The organism is Geomonas oryzae, from assembly GCF_004117875.1.
Lineage (GTDB): Bacteria > Desulfobacterota > Desulfuromonadia > Geobacterales > Geobacteraceae > Geomonas > Geomonas oryzae.
The window spans coordinates 256443-279115 of record NZ_RAHW01000005.1 but is presented as its reverse complement, the minus strand read 5'-3'; the positions used below and the strand labels follow the sequence as shown (position 1 = coordinate 279115).

Genomic DNA, 22673 nt, shown 5'->3' with positions numbered 1-22673 from the left:
CGGCGAGATATGGCATTATCGCGGCGGCGATTGCAGCGTTTCTGCGGCTCACGGTTGGCGCGAAATGGTTGGCACGACTAACGACGCTGTGGCTTGCAGGGGAGAAACATTGGCAAAGTTCACGAGCAAAGATACGGGCTGTGAGGTCGAGGACGATCCCGAGACCGAGGCGGAGCTGCATGCAGGCGCCGAGGATGATCTCGATGACGACCTGGACTGGGCTGCAGATGAGAATCTGTTTTACGGTGAGGACCCCGACGCATCTTTCGACGAGGAACCGGACGATGCCGAGGAGTTGGTGTGGGATGCGGAGGAATTAGCCAAGCCGGTCGTAGCCACTCCAGGTTGTGCGGTCAGCTTCTTTACGGACAACAAGCGTCACCACGGCATCTGTCTTGCGGTTATCGGTGACGAGGTGCTCCTGGAGCATAAAGACGCGACGCGCTGTTTCCTCTTCATCGCAAGAATAAAGGAGATCGTGCCGCGTATTCGTCGGGGCGTGGTTTCCGCCACCATAACCGTCGACTCGCTCAAACGGTGCCGTTACCGTTCGGTCCCGAAAAAATGGCTTCAGGAAATGCTCCGGACCGGCCAGTCGTGGAAGGGGCTCGAGGGGGCAGGCAAGACCGCGCCGCCTCCCGGCGAGCTGCTGCACGGGCAGATGGACCTCTTTTAACCACTCCCCTCTCCCCTCGGAGAGGGTGCCCAACGGGCGGGTGAGGGGATTGCCACGAAGTGAGGAGGTTGCAGCTGCCGACGCCCTCACCCTGCCCTCTCCCGGAGGGAGAGGGGAAGAGGACTGAATTAAAAAAGGGGACAGGCTCCGGAAGGTGCCTGTCCCCTTTTTATCCATATGAGCTCGGCTCTACTTGACCTTGATCATCCAGCCGAACTTGTCTTCTATCTTGCCGGTCTGGATGCCGGTCAAGGTGTCGTACAGCTTCTGGGTGTGTTTGCCGACGCCGCCGTTGCCGACCTGGACCGTCTCGCCCGCATAGCAAAGGGTCCCTACCGGGGTGACCACGGCGGCGGTGCCGCTGCCGAAGGCCTCGGTGACCTTGCCGCTCTTCAGGTCCTGCATGAGTTCGTTCACGTCGATCTTGCGCTCCTCGACCTTGAGCCCCATGGATTTGGCCAGGGTGATCACGGAGTCGCGGGTGATGCCGCGCAGGATGCTACCCTCGAGCGGCGCGGTGACGATGGTGTCGCCGTAGGCGAAGAACATGTTCATCGAGCCGACTTCCTCGATGTAGCGCTTGTGCACGCCGTCCAGCCAGAGCACCTGGTCGTAACCCTTTTTCTTCGCCTCGAGCCCCGCCTTGAGGGAGCTCGCGTAGTTGCCGCCGGTCTTCGCCTCGCCGGTGCCGCCGGGGGTGGCGCGGACGTATTTGTCCTCGACCATGATCTTGACCGGGTTGAAGCCTGCTGCGTAGTAGGCGCCCACCGGGGAAAGGATGACGTAGAAGTAGTAGTGGTCCGAAGGCTTGATGCCGACGTGAGGTTCGACGGCGATCATGGCGGGACGGATATAGAGCGAAGTACCCTCCGAGCCGGGAACCCAGGCGCTCTCGAGGGCGACCAACTGCTCGATCCCTTTCACGAAGAGCTCTTCCGGGACCTCAGGCATGCAGAGCCTTTCGGCGGAATGGTTGAAGCGGCGTGCGTTCATCTCCGGGCGGAAGAGGGCGATGGTGCCGTCCTCCCACTTGTAGGCCTTGAGCCCCTCGAAGATCTCCTGCGCGTAGTGTAAAACGAGCGCCGCCGGGTCAATCTGGAACGGCTCGTATTTCTTGATGCGCCCGTCGACCCATCCCTGACCCTCTTTCCACTCGACCAACAGCATGTAATCGGTAAAGATCCTGCCGAAGCCGAGCTGCGACTCGTCGGTATACTTGGCCTTCTTCTCCCCCTCGCTAATCGGTACTATCCTGATCTCCATGTGGCAAAACCTCCGGTTTTTCGGCGCCAGGCGTCGCTTATTCGATCTTTTCGTTTACCACATTAGCGGCGGACCGTGCAAGCAATTTAACCCCCCGCAAATCGCCGGGCATCCCCTTGATTTTTTACCTACCCCTTGTTATATTGTTAGCGCTCACGAGTGGAGAGTGCTAACACGACGCACGAAATAAGCAGCTCACAAGGGAGAGATGAACGATGACACACACCATGCCGGTACCTGTAGACAGCCTTACCCTGTACCTCGCGGAGATCAACCGCTTTCCGCTTCTGTCGGCGGACGAGGAGATGGATCTGGCCTGCCGGTTCCGCAACGAAGGCGACCTGGAGGCGGCCCACAGGCTGATCACCGCCAACCTGCGCTTCGTCGTGAAGATAGCCGGGGAGTACCGCTCCTACGGGATGAAGATGCTGGACCTGATCCAGGAAGGGAACATCGGCCTCATGATGGCCGTGCGCAAGTTCGATCCCTCCAAGGGGGTCCGCCTCATCTCCTACGCCGTGTGGTGGATCAGGGCCTATATCCAGAACCACATCATTTCCGCCTGGAGCCTGTTGAAGATCGGGACCACCCAGGCGCAGCGCAAACTATTTTTCAAGCTGAACCAGGCGAAGCAGGCCATCGCCCAGATGACCGGCGAAGGTGACCTGCACGCGGCCGCCCTGTCCCTCGACGTGAAGGATTCCGAGGCGCAGGAGATGGAGCAGCGTTTGAGAGGGGAGCTCTCGCTCGACGTCGAGATGTTCGAAGGGGAGGGGGGAACCTTCCTGGAGAGCCTGCCTGACCAGCGCCAGAACCAGGAAGAGATGCTGGCCGAGCGCCAGGAGGCCACCATGCTGGAGCAGACGGTGGCAAGCGCCCTCGAGCACTTGAACGAGAAGGAGCGTTTCGTGATCGAGCAGCGCGTCGCCGCGGAAACCCCGCTGACCCTCCAGGAGATCGCGGACCACTTCTCCATCTCCAGGGAGCGGGTGCGCCAGATCGAGGAGGGGGCGCTCAAGAAGATGAAGCGTTTCCTGACCCCGCTGGTCGTGGAAGCGCAGGCGGCCTGAGCCGCTGCACACGTCGTTTCGTCGAAGGGCGTCCCGCAAGGGACGCCTTTTTTATTGCCGGTTCACCCGCTCCACCCTCGCCCTGGCGCGCAGTTGCGCAACGTGCTCCGCCGCCAGTTTCATGGTCTTCTCCCGTTTCAACAGCTGGAAGATCTCTTCCCGCGCCTCGTCGTAGGTCTCGAGCCTTGGCGGGCGCTTCTCGGTCAGCTTCAGGATGTGGTAGCCGTACGGCGTCTGGATGATGTTGCTGATCTCCCCGGGTTTGAGGGCGAAGGCCACCTGCTCGATGCGCGGGTTCGCGTCGCCGCGGCTGAAAAAACCGAGATCCCCCCCTCTGACCTTGCTGGCGCAGTCGGACTGCATCTGCGCGATGATCCCGAAGTTCTCACCTTGACGCACCCGCTGCAGCAGCCGTTCCGCCTTCTCCTGCGCCTGTTTCCTGTCGCGTTCGCCGCACGGCTCCTTGACGGCGACGAGGATCTGGCTTGCCCTGACGGAGCTTCCTGTCTTGAACTTCTCCCGGTTTTCCTCGTAGAAACTGAGCGCCTCGTCCTCGCTGACGCTGACTTTCTGTCCGAACCTGGTGTCGACGAAATCGCTCACCACCAGTTCTTTTCTTACCTCCTGCTGCAAGAGCGGGAGGCTAAGCCCTGCCTCGTCGAGGCTTCTGGCAAAGGCGTCGTCGCTTGGGAGCCTGTTGCGGTACTGCTCTATGCGCTGCGCGACGAGTTCGTCCAGGTTCTTCACCGGGCTCTTTCCGGCCTCCTGGTAGAGCAGTTCCGCCGCTATAAGTTGTTCCAGCGCCTCGCGTCTCAGCAGGCGAATCTCTTCAGGGCCGGTCCGCTGCACGGGGCCTCTGCGGTCCAGGAGCAACTGCAGGCGGCGCTGCACCGCGCCCCGGGTGATCACCGAGCCGTTCACCTTCTGAACCGGCTCGTTCGGCGCACCTTCAGGCGCAAGCAGCGAGGCCGCCTCTCCGTGCTCTTCGCGGGAGACGTCGCACGCAGCAAGGGCGAGCGAAAATAACGGCACGATGATCGCGGCGAGCATCGCCCTGTTGCTGAAAAACATCACTCCTCCACGGCGGATCTTTTCTTGACCTGTCGTGAAGAGCAAGACGCGTACCGCGGGATGCGGTGTGACGGGAATAGACGTGATTACGGCGGGTTAAGGCGGCGGAGCCGCCGGGGATGTCTGCGCAGGTGCGGTGAAAGACGCTTTTTAGGCGAAATGACCCATTTGGTGTGCAATGGGGGTGTTGGGTTTTCCCGTGATGAGTGCGGGAATCTGCATGGGGAAGCGGACGATCAGGCTTTGAACTTGTTTTCCGTGCCGGCCCGCAGCCTTGCGATGTTCTCGTGGTGCTTGAGGATCACGATGACCGCGATGACGAATGCCATGCCGGTCACTTCCCGGGTGGCGCAGGTCGCCCAGGCGAGGACGGGGATGACGGCCGCGGCGCTGATGGAGGCGAGCGACACGTAGCGCCATTTGTAAAGGACTGCGGCGAAAACGAGGATGCCTAAGAGGACGGCGAGGGGCGCGGTGCCGAGCAGGACGCCGAGTGCCGTCGCCACGCCTTTCCCACCCTTGAAGCGGAGAAAGACGGTGTAGACGTGTCCGAGAAAGGCGGCAAGGCCAACGCCGGCGACCCAGACGGGAGGAAGCCCCAGCGCCTTGGCGGCCAATACGGGGATGAGCCCCTTGAGGCAGTCGCCCAAGAGGGTCATGATGCCGAGTTTCTTGCCTGCGGTGCGGTAGACGTTGGTCGCCCCGATGTTGCCGCTGCCGCATTCCCTTATGTTGATGCCCATGCTCCGGGCCAGGAGCAGACCGGTCGGTACCGATCCGAGCAGGTACGCGCCGATGAGGAGCACTATCTCGTTCAAAACTATCTCCTGAAGCTTAATGAAACAACGCGGCATCCTACAGGATTTCCGGGAAAACTGCAAGCGGCGGGGGAAGGGCTTTCGCGAGAAATTAAAAGCGCTGCGCGGCGCGGATCCGCTCGTAGCGCAGTACGGCGGCGGTCATGGCGAGGAAGACGGCATCCCGGGCGAGGGCAATCCATGGCGTGGTCTTTTCGCCCCCTTGGCGGAAACAGCCGCAGTCGATGTCCAGGCCGCGCACGATGGCGGAGGCGAGGGCGACCATGAAGACGAGGTTCAGCGCGCCGATGATCAGGGCGCCGGTCCTGACCCGGATGCCCAGCACCAGGAGGACTCCGCAGATCAGTTCGAGAAAGGGGAGCACCGCCGCGGCGACGTAGTTCCAGAAGTAGGGGAGGATGCGGTAGGCTGCCACGCTCCCGGCGAAGGCGACCGGATCGACGATCTTCGGGATCGCCGCGTAGATGAAGACGCCCCCCAGGGCGATGCGGAGCACCATCACGAAGTCGATGCGTTTCATGATGCCCCTCCGGCGGTCGGGTAGCCCGCGTCGCGCCACTCGGGAAGGCCACCCTCGAAGACGAAGACCTGGCGGTAACCGGCCTTGATCAGGAGTTTTCCGAGCTCCATGCTGTCGTGGCAGGAAAAGCCGTTGCAGTAGGCGATGATGATCGTGTCGGGGGTGACGCTCTTCGGCAGGGGGGGCTTTTTCCCGCTGGCTGCGGCAAGGGGAAGGGAGAGGGCCCCGGCGATGTGTTCCTTGGTGAAACTGTCGGCGCTGCGCGCGTCGACGAGCACGGCCTGCCCGGAGTCGTGCAACTCCTTCGCCTGGGCAAGCCCCACCGGCATGGGGACCGCCTCGGCGGCCTGGGCGGCTTGTGCGACGACGGCGGCTTGGGATGTCCCGCCGCGCCAGGCGTCGGTGAGCAGGGTTTTATTCCAGGCGACGCCGAGCAGGGTGGCGAGGAAAACCACGAGGGCGATTTCGGACAGGGGATGGATTGAGCGCATTCTCGTCATGGCCTATTGCATCCGTGTGGCGTTAAATACCTGAGAGATGTTACGCAAAAGGGGGATGTTGGTCAACGGTAACGGTTACAGGCGCTCCGGCGGATAGATGTCGTGCTCTTCGAGCCAGTTCGCTGCCCGCTCGGTGAGGAAACTTTCCCTGATGGCCTGGAAGCGCTCCTGTTCCTCCGGGTAGAAGGAGAGGATCTCGTTCAGCCTGCCGTGGGACTGCTTCCCGGTGAAGGCGCGCACCAGCATCCCTTTGAGCCCCTCGTTTTCGATCCCCTGGATGAAGGCGTGCACCAGTTGGCGCTCCTGGCCGTAGTCGAAGGGGGGAATCTCGAGGAAGCGCTCCTGCTGGGCGTCCACCTCCTGCCAGAACGCCTCGTCGTCGTACTCGGTAGGGACCGAGAAGACCTCGCCGGTCTCGCGGTCCAGGAAATATATCATGTCGGAGTCCGCGTTCTCGAAGGCCTCCATCAGGTCCTCCCAGACGATCTCCAGGTTGCGCAGTGCGTGCATCGTACCTCGTCCCTTTACCAACCCGCTATTTTTGTATATATTGCGCCAATGCGCAAGATCTTCATCGCCGACGCCCACCTGAGAGCCCCGGAAGACGAGAACTACCGGGCCCTGGTCCGCTTTCTGGACACGCTCCCCGCCGACACGGACGCCCTTTACCTGCTGGGGGACATCTTCGAGTTCTGGATCGGGAACCCGCAGCCGGTCTACGGCCACTACCGGGACATCATCGACTGCCTGAAGAGGGTGAGGGCGCGCGGCGTGCGCATCGTCTACTTCGAAGGGAACCACGATTTCCATCTGGGGGGCTTCTTCACCGAGCAGTTGCAGGCGGAGGTGCACGCAGGCGGTGCCGAGTTCACCATCGAGGGGCTCAGGGTCTGCCTGTGCCACGGCGATGAGATCAACCGCGCCGACTACCGCTACCGTGTCTTCCGGTCCGTGCTGCACAGCCCCCTGGTTCGTGCCCTTGTTCCCGTGTTCTCGCGCCGCTTGGCCGACCGGACCGCGGCGGCCCTGTCGCGCCGCTCAAGCAGCCGGCACGCCGCGCGCAAGGTACGCTGGGACTACCGTGCCATCCTGGAAGACTTCGCCCGCGGGCGGTTCGCCGCCGGGTGCGACGTCGTCATCACCGGTCACTTCCACCTCCCCATGGTCAAAGAGGAGGGAGGGCGCCGGTTCGTGGCGCTCGGGGACTGGATCACCCATTACTCGTACGCGCAGCTCTTGGACGGCAAGGTGACGCTGGAGCGCTTCCGCTAGGAACGCTCCAGGCCGAAAAGCTCCAGGTAGCGTGCCACCCGCTCCTCCAGGGTCGGCGCCGCCACCCTTTGGCAGATCTCGTCGGGGCGATAGCCGCGGCATACCGCGGGACGCTCGGCGTAGATGCCGCAGCGCTCACCCTCTCCCAGGTGCGGGCACCGCTCGCCGACCTTCTTCCCCAGGGCGCTGATGTCAGGAGCGACACAGCAGGTCCCGCATCCCGAACATTCCATCATCTCACCTACCGGAAAAACGCCTCGAGCGCCTGTTCGCCCACCGTGGTCGCCTTGATGCGCCACTTGTTCTCGTTGATCACGAGCGCCGCGAGCGCGATCTGGGGATCTTCCATCGGAGCATAGGCGGCGAACCAGCTGTAGTGTCCCGCGGGATCGGTGCCGTCGATGGAGCCGGTCTTGGCGGCGATTCTAACCGAGGCGAGCATCCTTCTTCCCCTGCGGTCGTGGAAGGCGCGGCGCGAGGTGCCGCTTTCCACGGTGGTGGCGAGCATCTGCGCGAGCGACTGCGCCGTCTGCGGGGTCATCACGGTGCGCAACGGCTGGGGCTTCTGGGTGAAGACGACGCTCCCTTTCGCGTCGCGGATCTCGCTCGCAAGCGAAGGGGCCATCATCACGCCGCCGTTGGCCACCGATGCCATGATGGCGGCGGCGTGGAACGGGGAGATCTTCACCTCGCGGTTGAGCCCCGCCCCCATCCGCATCAGCTCGTCGATGGTGCCAGGCGCCGGGGCCGTGCTCGCCGCGATCGGGCTGCTCGGGAACATGGGCTGGTTGAAGCCGTACCTCCCCGCGTACAAAAGCAGCGGGTCGCGTCCCACCACCTCTCCGGCCAGGCGGCCGTACACCGGGTTCACCGATTTTCCCATGGCGAGGGAGAGCGGCATGGTCTGGTTGCCGCGCCCCGGTTTCACCCTCCAGTACTTCGGGCTTTCCGAGGTGAGCTTGCCGTTGAACGCGAAGGGGGTCTGAGGCCCGACCTTCTTCTCTTCCAGGGCGGCCGTCGCGGTCACGATCTTGAAGAGAGAGGCCATCGGATAGAGGTGGTAGTTGGCGTCCTTCTCCCAGCCGGGGCGGGAGGCGGAGTGGGATACCGCGGCGAGGATGCGTCCCGTCTTGGGGTCCATGGCGACGAAGAGCCCGTAGGGGACCTTGTAGTCGGCGAAGAGCTTCGCGACCTTTTGCTGCACCTCGGCGTCGATGCTGTAGATCACCTCTCCCCCCTGCGGCAGGGGCGCCGACAGCTTGCCGTTTTGCACGCGGGCGCTGGAATAGGCCCCGGCGGCGAGCTTGAAGGCGCTTCCCTGATCCAGTTTGGAGAGGGATACCGCGGCGGGCTTCGCAGCGGTCGGCGCGCTCTTGGCGCGCGGGGAACCGAAGAGGGAGATGATGGGGTAGCCGGCAAGCAGGAGTGCGATGGCAGGAAGGATGTACTTGAGCCGTTTCTTCTGCGGCTTGGTCTCCTTGATCTGCCTGAAGGTGTTGCGCCCGTCCTGTTCCTTCGCCCTGAGGAATCTTCTTTTGCTTTTCTCTTTGTCTATATCTTTGAAATCTTGCATGTCCCGCTTCTGGCCGTCAGTTTAATCGGGCCACTATATGTCAACTGCTCCCCCTTTGTCAACGACGTCAGGGCGCTTTTCCGGCAGCGCGAGATCCTTCAGGGAAAGCCCCTCCAGGGCGGCGCAAAGGGCGCGTTCGGAGCTTGCGAGAATCGCATCCGCCTGCTCCTCGCCGACGATGGCGGCCGAGGCGCCGCGCCGCCTGAGGGAGAGGAGCACGTCTGCGATGGAGACCTGGTCGAGGTCGCGGGCGGGATAGAAGCTGCCGCGTCCCTCGCCCGCCTGCACGATGAACCCCTGTTCGCGCAGATGCTCCAGGGTGTCGCGCACGATGCGCAGCGGGATGCCGAGTTTGACGGCCAAGTGGTGCTCTCCCCAGGCGGGCTCGCCGCGGTAGAAGGAGTCGGCGATGTGCCGAAGTGCCGCTAGTGCGACCAGCTCCTGCAGGGCGTGGCTGATCTCGCGCCCGCGGATGTCGCGACGGAAGGTGCTCCGGTTCTGGTGCGCCGCGACGACCTCCATCCCGAAGAGGACGATGATCCAGCTGACGTAGAGCCAGACCATGAGGATCGGGAGGGCGGCCAGGGTGCCGTAGATGGCGTTGTAGTTGCCGGCGCCCACCTGGAAGTGGATGTAGGCCCACTGGGCGAACTGCCAGAGCGTCCCGGCGAGTACCGCGCCCACGGCGGCTGAATCGAAGCGTACCCGGGTGTTGGGGATGAAGACGTACAAAAGGAAGATGGCGGTCCAGACCACGAGGTAGGGGGTGAGCCCCAGGGTGAACAGGAACAGGTCCCCGAGGTAGGTCTTCTCGATGATCCAGCTGGTGAGCCACTTGCTCTGCAGCGTGGTGGTGATACTGGTCGCGGCGAGCAGCAGAAGCGGCGCGCTGATGAGGACGCTCAGGTAGTCGCTGAACTTGCGGTAAAAGGAGCGGGTCTCCGGTACGCCCCAGATGGCGTTGAAGGCCTCCTCGATGCTTCCCAGCATGCTGATCGCGGTGAAGAGGAGCGCGGCAAGGCCTATGGCCCCTACCGAACCCATGTTGGTGTTGCCTATGTAGGAGATGACCCGGTCCACCACCTCCTCGTTGCCTGCGGTCACCTGCTTGAGGATAAGCGGCACCAGGCGGTTCTGGGCGCCGAGTCCTTTCAGCACCGAGAAGGCGAGGGCCAGAAGCGGCACCAGCGAAAGGAGCGAGGTGAAAGAGAGGGCCGTCGCGCGCAGGAGCGCGTTGTTGGCCATGAAGTTGGCGAAGACGAAGTCCAGAAACTGCAAAAGCCTCAGTCCCTTCCCCTTCCAGCCGCTTAACTGTGTCGGGTCGTGGCGCCAGATCATGCCGGGGAGCTTGTTCTTGTTGTTGTCATTCATACTTGGATGCACCGTCTGCTCCCCTAAGGGGCGTCTGCTTGAACGAAAAAAAGCCCACCGGGGTGGGCTTTTCGGCGGGGGAGCTCCCCTTATACCTGTTGGGACTTCTGCTTTTCCTTTTCCCGCTCCATCGCCTCTTTGCCCGCCTCGATGGCGGAGGCGATGATGTTCTTCTTTTCCAGCACCAGATCCTTGCCGTCCTCGTAGCTGGTCCTGATCTTTTCCTGTGCCTCGTTCGCGTATTCCTTGATCTTGTCCACCGCGTCGTCGGCCATGTCCTTGATCCTGCCGCGCAGCTCCTCGCCGGTCTTAGGCGCGAACAAAAGTGCGGCGCCGATGCCTACCGCGGCGCCGGCAAGGAAGGAAAGCAGCATGGTTCCGGTCCCGATATCTTTATCTTTTGACATGGTGTTACCCCCTAATTTTGGATTTCACTATTCTATCAACAATATATCTTGCCGCAACCTTGAGGCCGGTCGCATAGACCGAAGAGTTCGTCACGATGTCTGAGGCGATCCCCAGCACCTTGTTGATCATGCGTATGTTGTGTCCGGCGTGGCCGAGCTCGCACAAAAGCATGTTCACTCCGTCGGCGTTGGCAGCAGCGGCGCTCGTCACTGTCTGTACGTCGGAGACCGTGTCGCGCAACTCCTGCACCAGCGGGGTGATTTCCTTTTGCAAAAGGTCGGCGGCACTCTGCATTGAGACAGCCGCCTTCTTTAGTTCCGCGAGAACCGGTATCATGCACATTGCCAGGATCACGAGTGTTACCGCCGTCACTGCCGAGGTTATCTGTAGAAAGAGCATGCGATCCTCCTGGTGTTACGGGAACTGAATTTTTAAAGGCTTTTGGATTACGTGGGAGGGGTAAAAAGGTCGGGGAGGCCGCGTGGCCTCCCCGATGTGCTGCAGGAGTCGTTACTTCTTGGCCGGTTTGGCCGGCTTGGCAGCAGGCTTGACCGGGGCAGCCGGCTTGGCAGCCGGAGCCGGGGCCGCCGCGTCACCCCAACGGTTCAGGTCGTGGGCGATGCTGTGGCACTCGCCGCATTTCGGGAACTTCGCCATGATGGCGGCCGGGTGCGGCTTCACGTGGCACTGGGTGCACTGCGGCACCATCTTGTGCTTGTTCTGGTGGCAGTAGACGCAGGCAAGCTTGCTGTGCTTCGCGGTGCTGGAGGTGAGCAGGCTGAACGCCTTGCCGTGGCAGGCGGCGCACATCTTGGACTGGGTGTCGGACTTGTAGGTCACGTCAGCCGGCTTGTGTGCCTGGTGGCAGACCTTGCAGTCTTTGGCGCCCATGTCGCTGGAGTGCGGCTTGTGGCACTGGGTGCACTCCGGAATCCGGCCGTGGACGTTGTGGCAGAACGAGCAGTTGAGGGCGGTGTGCTTGCTCTTGAAGGTGCGCAGCTGCTCGATCTGGCCGCTGTGGCAGGTGAGGCACGGATCGGTCACGTTGTTGCCGAACTTTATGTTCTTCGGAGTATGGGGGTTGGAGTGGCAGCCGAGGCAGCCCTGGAGCTTGTAGTGCGGCTTGCCGTCGTGGCACTGGCTGCACTGCGGGATCGGTTTCTTAACCTTGGGCGGGTGGCCGACGTGACAGTCCTGGCAGGTCACCTCGGTCTTGTGCTTGCCACCGGCAGCGGCGATATCCTTGGGCGGCTGCTCATGGCACTTCACACAGTCCGTATTGCTCAGTACTGCCGCAGGTTGTGCGGGATCGGCAGCGGCTGCGGTTCCCACAAAAGCGAACAGCGCAAGGGCCGCTACAAGGTTGAAAAACTTTGCTACTCTCATTGCCCCCTCCTTGGTATTAAAACAGAGTTAATTTTAAGCATGGATTTATATAACGTCTTGAGGTGAATTGTCAAGGGTTTAGGCACTGAAATGGGGGCGTTGATCCAGCATTGAAGCAATCAAAGCAGCAGTTAATCTTGTGCCGTACTGGAAACGATCTGTCTGAGGCAAAGATGACCAAGATCGAGGGGCGGGAAAAAGGGAATTCAGCCGGAGAAATGGCAGAGCGGGGCAGAAGTTGTTCCGGTCAGGATGTTGCGGTAACGATGTAATCCCCCCTCCCCTTGCGGGAGGGGGTTAGGGGGTGGGGGAGGGTGCCACCTTTGCGGCAATGGCAGATTCACCCACCCCCCTGCCCCCTCCCGTCAAGGGAGGGGGAGAGCTGGGGACGGTTCGACGTGCAAGCAACTGCTTTTGTGGAACCGGTTAGCAAGAGATGCTACTTGTCGGCGGTGATCTTGAAGGTGCGCTTGAGCGGGGTGGCGGTTTTCGGGCCGAACCACTTCTCGAAGATCTTCTTCGCTTCGCCGTTTTTCTCCATCTCGAGCAGGGTCTTGTTCACGAAGGCGACGAAGTTCTTGTCGTCCTTGCGCATGCCGAGGCCGTACGGCTCTTCGGAGATCTGCAGGTTCGGGATCTCGAACTTGCTGCGGTTGGGCGCCTTGCCGAGGATGCCGGCGAGGATCGACTCGTCGGTGGTGACGGCGGCAACCTTGCCCTGCTGCAGCGCGAGGAACGCCTGCGGGTAATCGTCGAAGGAGAGGATGGTGGCAGTGGGGATCGCCTTGGAGACGTTCTGCTCGGACGTGGACCCTTTGGCGGTGCCGATCTTCTTGCCCTGCAGGTCCTTGAGGCTCTTCACCTGTCCCTTCTTGGTGATGAACTTCTGCCCGGTGAGGAAGTAGGTGTAGCTGAAGTCGATCTGCTTCGCGCGCTCCGGGTTCTTGGTCATGGTGGCGGCGATGATGTCGATGTTCCCTTCCATGAGCTGCGGCATGCGGGAAGCCGAGGTGACCGGCTTCAGTTCGACCTTCACGCCGAGTTTCTTGGCGATGTACTTGACGAAGTCGATGTCGTAGCCGACGATCTCGCGGCTCTTCTCATCGATGTAGCCGAAGGGGGGGAGCGAGTCCTTCACGCCCGCGACGAGCACCCCTTTCTTCTTCACCTCGGCCAGGGTGTCGGCGGCGAGAGCCACCTGAGCCATGAGTACCGTAAGAGCCATTGCAGCAAAAAGCGTCACCAGTTTTTTCATCAAACATTCCTCCTTTGTGGGATAAAAAACGTTCTACGTTCTAGGTTGAAACAAGGCGTACGGGATTATACCAGAGCGATTTCCTAGTGCATCTTCGGAAGGCAAAAAAGTGAAGTCGTTTCGTTTTTTGTTTACTGGTGGAGCAAGTCACGGTGCGCGAGTCACAAAGCCCGATAGGTTTTGCCGTCAACGTAGAACGTAGAACGTAGAACCTAGAACCTAGAACCTAGAACGGCCGTTGGGTTTAATGCATCGGTGAGAGCAGCTGTTTCAGGAACTGCTTCGCTCTGTCGTGCTGCGGGTTCTTGAAGAACTCTTCGGGTGAGGCCTTCTCCAGTATGGTCCCCTGGTCCATGAAGACGACATGTTTTGATACCTCGCGGGCGAACCCCATCTCGTGGGTGACCACCACCATGGTCATGCCGCTTTGCGCGAGCTTCTGCATGACGTCGAGCACCTCGCCGATCATCTCCGGGTCAAGCGCGGAGGTGGGTTCGTCGAAGAGCATGATGCGCGGCTTCATGGCGAGCGCGCGGGCGATGGCGACGCGCTGCTGCTGCCCGCCGGAGAGCTGCGCAGGGTAGGCGTCGCGCTTCTCGGCAAGCCCCACCCGCTCGAGAAGCGCCATGGCCTGCTCTTGCGCTTCCGCCTTGGGTGTCTTTCTGATCTTGATCGGGGCGAGGGTGATGTTCGAAAGTACGGTGAGGTGGGGGTACAGGTTGAACTGCTGGAAGACGAAACCGACCTCGGCGCGCAGGGCGTTGAGGTTGAGTTTCCTGTCGCTCAAGTCCTTGCCGTCGACGATCAGGGTCCCCTGGTCGATCGGCTCCAACTGGTTCACCGTCCTGATCAGGGTCGACTTGCCGCTGCCCGAGGGACCGCAGACGACGACAACCTCGCCGGGCTTCACGTGCAGGTTGATGTCGTTCAGCACATGGAGCTTCTTGAACCACTTGTGGACGCCGCGGAACTCGATCATGGGTTGGTCCTCTCGTTAAGACGAGCGCTGCACCTCGCTCATTACGGTAATGTTAAGTAAGAGAGGAGGCAAATGCAACCCAAAATCTGAAACCGTGTTTTGTTTGAGGCTACATGGACGGATGGGCGAGGGTGCCGCGGATCGGCACGCTGAAGGCGCCGGGGGAGCTCTGGTACTTGGTCAGCAGTAAAAACACGAACTTCTGCCGCTCGAGGAAGGAGGGCTTCGGCATCATCTCCATGGTCAGGTTGAGCGGGGATGCGCCGAGCGGAGTCCCTAAGACGGTGTCCCCGGAAAGGCGGACGTAGATGCCGTCGCCGTTGAGGGTGAAGCTTTTTAAAACGGCACGCCCTTTTTCGACTTTCAACACGCCGCGTATTTCCCGGTAAGCGGCATCGGGAAGCGGCATGGCGCCGATCTTGACCCCGGCGACCTCGGCGGAGCGGACCTCCAGTTGCAGGTCGCCCGCGTTGCCACCCTTGCCACCCTCCATTTTGCCGTTCACCCTCAGTTCCCCCCTGACCTTGGCCTCGGCCACGGTACTGAAGAAGGGGATATCTTCCAGTCGAACCCCGCGGCACTGCAGGCTCCAACCCTTGCCCTTGCCGAGCTCCAGCTCCCCGTTCGCCTCACCGGTGCCGATGGTGCAACGGTAGGCGAGGCGGGCCTTACCGGTGAGAAGGGGGAGCATCTCGAGGCGCAACTTCACCTCCGAGAGCTTCAACACGGTCCCTTTGGCCGTGCCGAGCTCCACCTTGTCGGCGTGCAGGGCGAGCGGAAAACCCTTGCCCAGGCCGGCGCACTCGAGCGTGTAACCGGCATTCTCCGCGGCCCGCACCAGCACACCCTTTATGGCGTAGTTCGGGGTGAACAAAAGCGTAAGCAGCAAAAACAGCAGGATCGCCGAGGGGATGCCCAGGGCAAGGTATAGGGCACGTCTGTTCATCTATTTCCCCGCCGGTGCAGGCTTGATCAGCGCGATGGTGAGTGCGACGTCGAGCTTCGAGGGATCGTCGAACCTCTGCTTTATGAGGGCCTTCTTCACCGTCACCGGGCGCGTACCCTTCTCGAGGCGGTAGATGAGGTTGACGGCCTCGTTGGCGGAAAGCCCCTCCATCCTCACCTCGGCGGCGTCCTCGACGTAGCCCGGGATGTCGTCACCCTTGACCGGCTTGATCTGGCTGCCGCGCCCCTTGATGCCGGTCTCCTCGATGATCTTCGCGGGCGAGTCGTCCGGCCGGGTGGCCATGAGCCGGTTCGCCATGCGCTGGGCGCCGGCGTTCGCCTCCTGGAAGCGCAGCTTCAGGCGCATCATCTCGCCGATGTCCGCCTCGCGGGCGGCCCGCTTGTGCTCGAGCGTGGTGATGCGGCTGTTGATCGCCGAGAGCGCGACCACGATGGCGAGGAGGACGGCGAGTGCTATGCCGATGCGCTGGCGGATCGTGCTGTCCATCCCCTGCAGCATGCTGATCATCTCCTGGCGGCTCATTGGTTCACCCCCTTGATCTTTCCGCTCAGCGTGAAGGTGATGCTGCCGTCGGCGCGGGACTTCGTCTCGCTGACCTCGGCTCCCTCGAGGAGGAGGGCGGCGCGTCCCTTGAAATCGCTCGCGGCCTGGATGCTCTTCGCGTCACCCTTGAGGCGCACGTCGTTGCCGGTCACCTCGGTCTCGTAGATCCCCCCCACATCCTCCCCCTTCAGTTCGGAGAGGTCCTTCAGGAATTTGAGCACGTTGCTGGATGTCTTGGCCCCTTCCAGGCGCTTGATCTCGGAGCGCAGTTCCGCCACCTCGTCCACTGCCTTTTTGCGGGTCGGGAAGACCTCCTTGTAGATGCCGGTGATGGTGCGGTCGAGCGAGGTGAGGTCGCGTTTCACGAGGTAGTAGCGCACGCCGCTCTCGGCGAAGATGAGAAGGACGAGGGCCGCGGCGAGTATGAGGCTCACCTTGAGACGCTGGTAGAGCTTTTCCGTTGCGGCGGTGTAGGCAAGCGGCCCGCGGCGCAAGTTGACGGCGGAGCCGTCAGCGACTGCGGCGGCGAGCGCATAGGCGCCGGCAAGATCGTGCGAGGCGCGCGGGTCGTCGCCGAAGGCTTCGTAGAGATCCTTGCCCGACGGCGACTCCGCGTCCCCCTCCAATTTCCCGGGGGCGTGCGAGACGATCCGGTCCACACGCAGCTCGCGGGAGAGTTCCAGCGCGGCGATGGTGCGCGTAAGCTCCGCCTCGCCGGCACCCGGGGGGAGGGCACGGAAGTAGATGGGGGCGCCGTCACGGTACGCCGCCAGCGCCTCGCCGTCGCTCACGGCCACGGTCCCGGCGGCGGGGGCGAGCTTTTCCCAGTGGAACAGGGACGCGGTGACTACTTCGGGTTCGAGCCCCGCTTCTTTCAGGAGCGCGATCTTCTCGGAGAGGTCCTGGACCTTGCCCCAGACCGCGAGCACCTTGCCGCCGGCAAGCGGCAGGGCGTCGAAGGCTAGCTGGTCGGTGTCGAGCGCGGTCTCCCCCTTCAGCTCGAGCGGGAGGAGTTCGCGGACCTTGGCGCGGTCCGTGATGGGGAGTTCCAGCTCCCTCATGAACAGCGAGGACGGCGGGAGGGCGAGGACCACGCGATGCTCTCCCGCGGCGATGTCGCTCCCCGCGATGATGCGGGAGAGTTCCCCCTCCTCGCCGGCAAGCGGGTGCCGCTCGGCGGAGAGGAAGGTCGCCCCCCCCTTCTTCGCCTTGAAGGAGGCGAGCACCAGCTCGGACCTTTTCAGTTGTACGATCAGCATGTCCATCAATATTCTCTCCAGTAAAGGATCCTGGGCGTTGTTCCCTCAACGTCGGTCACCACGGCCTCGGCGACACTGACGCTTTCTCCCACCTTCCCCTCGGAACGGATGCGGTAAATGAACCCCTTGCATCCCACCTTCAAGGACAGGGTGTTGGTGAGCGGCGAACTGCCGAACACGTCGGCAAGGGTCTTGATCACCTTGGTCTTGCGGTACTCGAGGATCTGGGCCACCTGGTCCCCGGTCATGAGGCTGTCGTCCAGCGACATGAGGACCTCCTTCGGGGCGGTGTTGATGTTGATCTTCGCCGCGGCGATGCCGTTCGTCATCCCGTACACCGTGACCATGCCGCGCAGCTTGGCCAGCACCTCGGGTGGGTACCCCTTGACGAGGCCTAGCTCCTCAATGGTCTCCAGCTTGTCGTTGTGCACCTGCAGCGGCGGCTTCAGTGCTCCGTAGTAGTTCTTCTCGGCGCCGCTCGGGCGCGGCGTGTCGTCGTTGTCCACCCAGTCGGCCAGGGAGTCGTATAGGTCGCGCGACAGCTTAAGGTTGTCGAAAAGCCTCAACAGGGCGTTCTTGTAAAAATCGTCCGGCACCCCGGTCTGCGAGGTCGCCGAGTTCAGGTCGATCTTGCCGCTCTCCTCCTCGATGGTGACGGTCACCGTGCCGTTGTCCGCATCGAGTGACTGGGGCTGTGCCCACGGCTCGAGAAGGGAGCTGTACTGCTCGCCAAGCCTGAGCGAGCTGGAAACCTGCAGGAGCTTGATCCCCCCCGCCACCCCCGATTCCGCGAGCATCCCGGCCTGCTGCGCCGCCACGAAGTTGTGGCTGTGCGAGGCGTCGACGTAGACCTCGTTGACGAACTCGGCCAGAAGCGCCACGAGGAGCGTGGTCACGATGAGCGCTATGACGAGGGCGAACCCTTTCTCCCCCCTCATATCCCTTTCCTCGGCGTGGCTACGGTGCTGAAGGTCTCTCCCCCCTTGACGGTGATGGTGATCCTGACCTTCTGCGGCATCTGGTTGTTGAGCGCGGTGTCCCAGGTCTTCACCCACTTGGCTCCGTCCCAGCACTCGACCAGGAACCCCTCCAGCCGGTCCATGACCGGGTAGGGGACCGACGCGACACTCGTGTCGAGGTAGAGATCACGCGCCTCGCGCACCAGGGTGAGGACCTGGTCTCCCTCCTTTTCCTGCACCGAGTAGCGCACCACCATGAGGTCGGAGGCGGGCGAGGGATCGATGCGGGGCGGGGTGACCGCGGTGAACTGCAAAAGCGAGGCGGGCTTGCCGAAGCTGTCCCGGTCCTCCACCACGAAGTGGTACCGCTGCGTACTTGTCGTCGTGCCGGTGCCTGTCACGAGTTTCGTGAAGAAGGCCGAAGAGAGTTCGTCGTGCAGTCTCCCGAGCGTCGTGGAGAGCTCGCGGCGCTCCTCCATCCGGACGCCCCCCTTTTCGCGCGCACCGACCACGGAAAAATAGGTCCCGTAAAGCGCACCGGCGAGGATGACCAACAGCGCCAGGGCGATCAGGAGCTCTATGAGGGTGAAACCCTTGTTACTGGGCATTTTGCGGCACGTATTGCACAAGGGAGAGCCTTTTGCTGTCGTTGCCCCAGATCACGGTGAAGCGGATCATGTTCAGGCCCGGGATGTCGGTCTTCGTGATCTCGCGCTCCCACTTGTGATCGGGATGATCGGGGGCGAAGTTCCCCTTGGTATCGGTCTTCTTGGCGAACTCCGGGTCCTCGAGCTTCGCGCGTCCCAGAAGGACCGCGGTGGTCTCCTCCGAGTCCTCGGCGATTCTGGAGAGGTGGTAGTTGACCGATGAGATGACGGTCAAAAGGACGCCGGCGGTGATGGCGAGGGCGATCATCACCTCGAGCAGGGTGAAGCCTCTCACGAAGTAACCTCCTGGTATCCTTCCTGGACGGTGACCTTACCCCCGGATGGGTAGGCGATGACGGTGAAATGCACCTTCCCCGCCTTCAGGTGGATGGTGACGCCGTCGCCAAGGCCCGCCGGTCCGAAAGGGATCACCACCTCCCCCTCGTTCACGACACCCTTGCTTCCGACGCTCACGTCCTCGATGTCGATACCCTCTTCGACGAGCCGCCTCCCCATGAACTGGTCCTGCGGCTGCATCTCCTCGCCGGTGGGTGAGAGCTCGGTGATGCGGGTGGTGTTCTCCCCGAGCACCAGGTGCAGGCGGTAGACCTTCTTGGTGATGATGGCCTGGTCGTTCAGGAACCTGATGCCGCTAGCCAGGTTGCGCGCCGAGCTCTTCAGGCGGGTCCCCTCCGGCTCCGGGAGACGCGGGAGGACGATTCCCGCCGCCATGGCGATGATGAAGATCACCACCATGAGCTCCAGGAGGGTGAAGCCCGCCTCGCGGCGGCTCACCTTTTTGCCAAAGGCTTTTGTGGTCAAGAAGTTCTCTCTCCGGCGCTGTTCGGTGGCCATGCCTGCCATGCCCGTCTGACTGGTCCGACTGGTGGGCGCGCCACTGCTACCTACTTCATGCTCCAGCTTTCGATGTCGGCGTTCTTCCCTTCGCCGCCGCGGGCGCCGTCCGCGCCGTAGGAGGAGAGGTCGTAGTCGCCGTGCTCGCCGGGGGAGAGGTAGACGTAGTCGTTGCCCCAGGGGTCCTTCGGGATGTTCTTGTTCTCCAGGTAACCTTCGGCCCGGTAGTTGTTGGGGACCTTGCCGGTGGTCGGCTTGGTCACCAGGGCCTGCAGCCCCTGCTCGGTGGTCGGGAAAACGCCGCTGTCGAGCTTGTAGAGCTTCAGGGCGGTCTCGAAGTTGCGGATCTGCACCTTGGCGTCGGCGACCTTAGCGTCGTCGCTGCGGCCGATGATCTTCGGCCCGACCAGGACGGCCAGAAGGCTCAGGATGACGATGACCACCATCAGTTCGATCAGGGTGAAGCCGCGGCTGTCTTTCAGTTGTTTCAGCATGGGTAGACCTCGCAAAGAATTTTATGGAGTCAGTCGACTACTTGACCAGCTGGTTCAGTTGCATGATGGGGAGCAGGACGGCGATGACCATGAAGCCTATGGTGAGCCCCATGCCGAGGATCAGCATCGGCTCGAGAAGCGCCATGGAACGGGTCACCTGGGCGTTGAACTCCTTCTGGAAGGCGTCGCCCGCCTTGATGAGCATGGCGTCGAGCTCGCCGCTCTTTTCGCCTACTGCGGTCATGTGGGTCAACAGCGGCGGGAAGAGCGGGCTCGTCTTCAGGGCCCCGGAGAGGCTCCCACCCTGGATCAGGGTCTCCCGCGCCTGGGCGAGAAAGCTTTTGTACTCGCGGTTCACGACCGCCTCGCCGGTGATCTCCATCGCCTTGATGATCGGGACGCCGCTTTGCAGCAAAAGGCCCAGCACCTTGGCGAAACGCGACAGCACCAGGCGGCGCCAGAGCTGCCCCGCCATCGGAAGGCGCAGGATGAAGCGGTCGCGCTTGATGAGAAGCTCTTCGTTCGCCTTCAACCGCTTCCAGGCGGCGACCGCCAGGATCGCCAGCGCCCCCATGGCCCACCACCCCTTCCTGACCAGGGTGCTCGCCTTGATGAGGAGCACGGTGACGAGCGGCAGGGTCGCCTTGTTGCTCTCGAAGACCGCGGAGATCTTCGGGACGACGAAACCGAGCAGCACCATCATGACGCCTACGCCGACCACCACCATGATGGCGGGGTAGATGAGGGCGGTGATCACGCGGCTTCTCACCTCGGCCTGGTCCTCCTGGAACTCGGCCAGGCGCTCCAGCACCACGTCGAGCGCGCCGCTCGCCTCGCCGGCGGAAACCATCCCTATGTAGCTCTCGGAAAAGACCTGCGGTTCGGCGGCAAGCGCCTGGGCAAGCCCCTGGCCCTCGGCGAGCCGGTCCCGCACCCGCCCGAGCACGCGCTTCAGTTCGCCGGGCGCCTCCTGCTCCCACAGCGTCGCGACCGCCTCGTAGACCGGGACGGCGCTCCCCAAAAGGGTGGCAAGGCGCCTCGTGGCGAGGGAGAGATCGGGGACGCTGACGCCTGAGCCGAACGACCAGCGCGAGCCCGCCTCGGTAGCCGGGGCGATCTCTTTGGCGAAGAGGCCCTTTCCCTTCAGCTGCAGGCGCGCCTCGGCTTCGCTCGCCGCGTCCATGGTGCCGGTGACCTCGGCCCCCTTCTGGTTGAATGCGCTATAGCGAAAGGTCGGCATAGTCGTCCTGGGTCACCCTCAGGACCTCCTCGATGGTGGTGATCCCCTGGGCCGCCTTCAAAAGACCGTCCTCGCGCAGGGTACGCATCCCCTTCGATACGGCGTACTCCTTGATGGCGCCGGAGGAGGCCTGCCGGATGATCATGGAGCAGAGTTCCGCGTCGATGGGGAGGAGCTCGTAGATGCCGACCCGGCCGATGGTCCCCAGGTTGAAGCACTTCTCGCAGCCGCGGCCGCGGTACAAAAGCGGCGGGAGCTCGACCCCCGGGTAGCTGCGGTCCGGGACGTAGGACTCCTTGCAGTGCGGGCAGATCACGCGCACGAGACGCTGGGCGAGCACCGCGGAGAGCGACGAGGCGACCATGAACGGCTCGATCCCCATGTCGATCAAGCGCGTCACCGCGGTCGCTGCGTCGTTGGTGTGCAGGGTGGAGAGGACCAGGTGGCCGGTGAGCGAGGCCTGCATGGCGATCTCGGCGGTCTCGGCGTCGCGGATCTCGCCGATCATGACGATGTCCGGGTCCTGCCTGAGGATGGAGCGCAGGCCGTTCGCGAAGGTGAGGTCGATCTTCGGGTTCACCTGGATCTGGCCTACCCCCTTCAGCTGGTACTCGATCGGGTCCTCGACCGTGATGATGTTTTTCTCCGGCGAGTTGATCTGGGAGAGCGCCGCGTAGAGCGTCGTGGTCTTGCCGCTGCCGGTAGGCCCGGTGACCAGGATGATGCCGCTCGTCCTGGACAAAAGCCGCTCCATGAGGAGGTCGTTCTTGTCCGAGAGGCCGATCTCCTTGAGCGAAAGCACGCCGCGCTGCTTGTCCAGAAGCCTCAAGACCACGCGCTCCCCGAAGAAGGTCGGGATGAGCGAGACGCGGATGTCGACGTCGCGCCCGGCGACCTTCACCCGGATGCGGCCGTCCTGCGGCAGCCTCTTCTCGGCGATGTTAAGGCCGGACATGATCTTCACGCGGGAGGTGAGCGCCTCCTGGATCACCTTCGGGGGGGAGAGCATCTTGTAGAGCAGGCCGTCGATCCTGAAGCGGACCTCGAGCTCCCGCTCGAACGGCTCGATGTGGATGTCGCTTGCGCGCTCCTTGACCGCCTGGAAGAGGATCGAGTTTAAAAGCCGGATCACCGGCGCCTCGTCGGTCAGCTCCATCAGGTCGCGCGGTTCGTTGAACGAGGTGGCGAGGGTGGAAAGCTCCTCCCCTTCGAGCTCCTCGACCACCTCCTGGGCGGAGCCGGAGAGGCGCGAGTAGAGACGGTTCACCGCGTCGATGAGGACCGGCTGCGGGACCACGACGGTGCGCACCGGGAGCTGGAAGAGCCCCGCCATCTCGTCGAGGGCCAAGAGGTTCGCCGGGTCGGCGCTCGCCGCCACCACCGTGCCCTCCTCCTCGCGCAGCGGCAACAGGAGGTTGTTTCTCGCGAAGTTCAGGGGCACCCGGTTCACCAGGGCGCCGTCCACCTTCGTGTCGTCGATCTCGGCCTGGAAAGGAAGGCCGAGGCGTTCCGCTATGCTTTCTATATCGAGGGTTTCTGCCATGGGA

The 22673-nt window shown here is 62.7% G+C and carries 27 protein-coding genes; 3 read left to right on the top strand and 24 right to left on the bottom strand.

All coding sequences use genetic code 11. The features are described from left to right. The first annotated feature begins 109 nt into the window (after window positions 1-109). Window positions 110-676, top strand: a complete 567-nt coding sequence (locus D6Z24_RS14345) for a hypothetical protein (protein ID WP_129127283.1) — start codon at window positions 110-112, stop codon at window positions 674-676. A 189-nt stretch (window positions 677-865) separates the two neighbouring features. Here the strand turns inward: D6Z24_RS14345 and D6Z24_RS14340 are convergent, their stop codons facing one another. Continuing rightward, window positions 866-1939 carry a branched-chain amino acid aminotransferase gene (locus tag D6Z24_RS14340; RefSeq protein WP_129127282.1) on the bottom strand — a complete coding sequence of 358 codons (1074 nt, stop codon included), beginning with the start codon at window positions 1937-1939 and terminating at the stop codon, window positions 866-868. Between the two features lie 215 nt (window positions 1940-2154). Between D6Z24_RS14340 and rpoH the strand changes: the two genes are divergently transcribed. Continuing rightward, window positions 2155-3009 (top strand): RNA polymerase sigma factor RpoH, encoded by an 855-nt coding sequence (rpoH, locus tag D6Z24_RS14335; RefSeq protein ID WP_129127281.1) that lies wholly within the window; start codon window positions 2155-2157, stop codon window positions 3007-3009. Window positions 3010-3060: 51 nt separating this feature from the next. Here rpoH and D6Z24_RS14330 read toward each other — a convergent pair whose 3' ends face one another. The 5 genes from D6Z24_RS14330 to D6Z24_RS14310 form a co-directional block, all read right to left on the bottom strand. Continuing rightward, window positions 3061-4080 carry a peptidylprolyl isomerase gene (locus D6Z24_RS14330; protein WP_129127280.1) on the bottom strand — a complete coding sequence of 340 codons (1020 nt, stop codon included), beginning with the start codon at window positions 4078-4080 and terminating at the stop codon, window positions 3061-3063. Between the two features lie 236 nt (window positions 4081-4316). Continuing rightward, window positions 4317-4934: a glycerol-3-phosphate 1-O-acyltransferase PlsY gene (plsY, locus tag D6Z24_RS14325; protein WP_198419559.1), complete on the bottom strand. Its 618-nt coding sequence runs from the start codon at window positions 4932-4934 to the stop codon at window positions 4317-4319. Window positions 4935-4989: 55 nt separating this feature from the next. After that, window positions 4990-5418 (bottom strand): MauE/DoxX family redox-associated membrane protein, encoded by a 429-nt coding sequence (locus D6Z24_RS14320; RefSeq protein WP_129127278.1) that lies wholly within the window; start codon window positions 5416-5418, stop codon window positions 4990-4992. Then, window positions 5415-5918 (bottom strand): rhodanese-like domain-containing protein, encoded by a 504-nt coding sequence (locus D6Z24_RS14315; RefSeq protein WP_246014676.1) that lies wholly within the window; start codon window positions 5916-5918, stop codon window positions 5415-5417. Before D6Z24_RS14315 ends, D6Z24_RS14320 begins: the two co-directional genes overlap by 4 nt. Before the next feature lie 75 nt (window positions 5919-5993). Then, a complete protein-coding gene (locus D6Z24_RS14310) occupies window positions 5994-6428 on the bottom strand; it encodes a UPF0158 family protein (protein ID WP_129127277.1) in 435 nt (144 codons plus the stop codon). Between the two features lie 48 nt (window positions 6429-6476). Between D6Z24_RS14310 and D6Z24_RS14305 the strand changes: the two genes are divergently transcribed. Next, window positions 6477-7190: a UDP-2,3-diacylglucosamine diphosphatase gene (locus D6Z24_RS14305; protein ID WP_129127276.1), complete on the top strand. Its 714-nt coding sequence runs from the start codon at window positions 6477-6479 to the stop codon at window positions 7188-7190. On the opposite strand, the gene D6Z24_RS14300 is transcribed toward D6Z24_RS14305, so the two are convergent. From D6Z24_RS14300 to gspE, 18 genes are all read right to left on the bottom strand, one after another. Next, on the bottom strand, window positions 7187-7423 hold the full coding sequence (locus tag D6Z24_RS14300; protein WP_129127275.1) for a YkgJ family cysteine cluster protein: 237 nt from the start codon (window positions 7421-7423) through the stop codon (window positions 7187-7189). The genes D6Z24_RS14305 and D6Z24_RS14300 overlap by 4 nt on opposite strands. Before the next feature lie 8 nt (window positions 7424-7431). After that, a complete protein-coding gene (locus tag D6Z24_RS14295) occupies window positions 7432-8763 on the bottom strand; it encodes a penicillin-binding transpeptidase domain-containing protein (RefSeq protein ID WP_129127274.1) in 1332 nt (443 codons plus the stop codon). A 33-nt stretch (window positions 8764-8796) separates the two neighbouring features. Further along, a complete protein-coding gene (locus D6Z24_RS14290) occupies window positions 8797-10134 on the bottom strand; it encodes a YhjD/YihY/BrkB family envelope integrity protein (protein ID WP_129127273.1) in 1338 nt (445 codons plus the stop codon). An 89-nt stretch (window positions 10135-10223) separates the two neighbouring features. Continuing rightward, the gene (locus tag D6Z24_RS14285; RefSeq protein ID WP_129127272.1) at window positions 10224-10541 is read right to left on the bottom strand and encodes a YtxH domain-containing protein; all 318 of its coding nucleotides are present in this window, start codon (window positions 10539-10541) and stop codon (window positions 10224-10226) included. Window positions 10542-10545: 4 nt separating this feature from the next. Then, entirely contained in the window at window positions 10546-10941 is a 396-nt protein-coding gene (locus D6Z24_RS14280; RefSeq protein ID WP_129127271.1) for a DUF948 domain-containing protein, read from the bottom strand. Between the two features lie 111 nt (window positions 10942-11052). Further along, the gene (locus tag D6Z24_RS14275; protein WP_129127270.1) at window positions 11053-11928 is read right to left on the bottom strand and encodes a cytochrome C; all 876 of its coding nucleotides are present in this window, start codon (window positions 11926-11928) and stop codon (window positions 11053-11055) included. Between the two features lie 439 nt (window positions 11929-12367). Continuing rightward, a complete protein-coding gene (locus D6Z24_RS14270) occupies window positions 12368-13183 on the bottom strand; it encodes an ABC transporter substrate-binding protein (RefSeq protein WP_129127269.1) in 816 nt (271 codons plus the stop codon). Window positions 13184-13427: 244 nt separating this feature from the next. Then, the gene (locus tag D6Z24_RS14265; protein ID WP_129127268.1) at window positions 13428-14162 is read right to left on the bottom strand and encodes an amino acid ABC transporter ATP-binding protein; all 735 of its coding nucleotides are present in this window, start codon (window positions 14160-14162) and stop codon (window positions 13428-13430) included. A 109-nt stretch (window positions 14163-14271) separates the two neighbouring features. Further along, window positions 14272-15108: a type II secretion system protein GspN gene (gspN, locus tag D6Z24_RS14260; RefSeq protein ID WP_129127267.1), complete on the bottom strand. Its 837-nt coding sequence runs from the start codon at window positions 15106-15108 to the stop codon at window positions 14272-14274. Next, window positions 15109-15651, bottom strand: coding sequence for a general secretion pathway protein GspM (locus D6Z24_RS14255; RefSeq protein ID WP_129127266.1), 543 nt, complete (start codon window positions 15649-15651; stop codon window positions 15109-15111). It abuts the gene before it with no gap. After that, on the bottom strand, window positions 15648-16937 hold the full coding sequence (gene gspL / locus D6Z24_RS14250; protein WP_129127265.1) for a type II secretion system protein GspL: 1290 nt from the start codon (window positions 16935-16937) through the stop codon (window positions 15648-15650). The genes D6Z24_RS14255 and gspL overlap by 4 nt, the downstream gene beginning before the upstream one ends. Continuing rightward, window positions 16937-17869, bottom strand: coding sequence for a type II secretion system minor pseudopilin GspK (gene gspK / locus D6Z24_RS14245; protein WP_129127264.1), 933 nt, complete (start codon window positions 17867-17869; stop codon window positions 16937-16939). The genes gspL and gspK overlap by 1 nt, the downstream gene beginning before the upstream one ends. Further along, complete coding sequence (locus tag D6Z24_RS14240) at window positions 17866-18498, bottom strand: type II secretion system protein GspJ (RefSeq protein ID WP_129127263.1); 633 nt, start codon at window positions 18496-18498, stop codon at window positions 17866-17868. The genes gspK and D6Z24_RS14240 overlap by 4 nt, the downstream gene beginning before the upstream one ends. Continuing rightward, complete coding sequence (locus D6Z24_RS14235; protein ID WP_129127262.1) at window positions 18488-18832, bottom strand: type IV pilus modification PilV family protein; 345 nt, start codon at window positions 18830-18832, stop codon at window positions 18488-18490. Before D6Z24_RS14235 ends, D6Z24_RS14240 begins: the two co-directional genes overlap by 11 nt. Next, a complete protein-coding gene (locus D6Z24_RS14230; RefSeq protein ID WP_246014675.1) occupies window positions 18829-19359 on the bottom strand; it encodes a pilus assembly FimT family protein in 531 nt (176 codons plus the stop codon). The genes D6Z24_RS14235 and D6Z24_RS14230 overlap by 4 nt, the downstream gene beginning before the upstream one ends. Before the next feature lie 83 nt (window positions 19360-19442). Then, window positions 19443-19886: a type II secretion system major pseudopilin GspG gene (gspG, locus tag D6Z24_RS14225; RefSeq protein ID WP_129127261.1), complete on the bottom strand. Its 444-nt coding sequence runs from the start codon at window positions 19884-19886 to the stop codon at window positions 19443-19445. A 37-nt stretch (window positions 19887-19923) separates the two neighbouring features. Continuing rightward, entirely contained in the window at window positions 19924-21126 is a 1203-nt protein-coding gene (gene gspF, locus D6Z24_RS14220; RefSeq protein ID WP_129127260.1) for a type II secretion system inner membrane protein GspF, read from the bottom strand. Further along, on the bottom strand, window positions 21107-22669 hold the full coding sequence (gene gspE / locus D6Z24_RS14215) for a type II secretion system ATPase GspE (protein WP_129127259.1): 1563 nt from the start codon (window positions 22667-22669) through the stop codon (window positions 21107-21109). Before gspE ends, gspF begins: the two co-directional genes overlap by 20 nt. Between the last annotated feature and the right edge of the window lie 4 nt (window positions 22670-22673).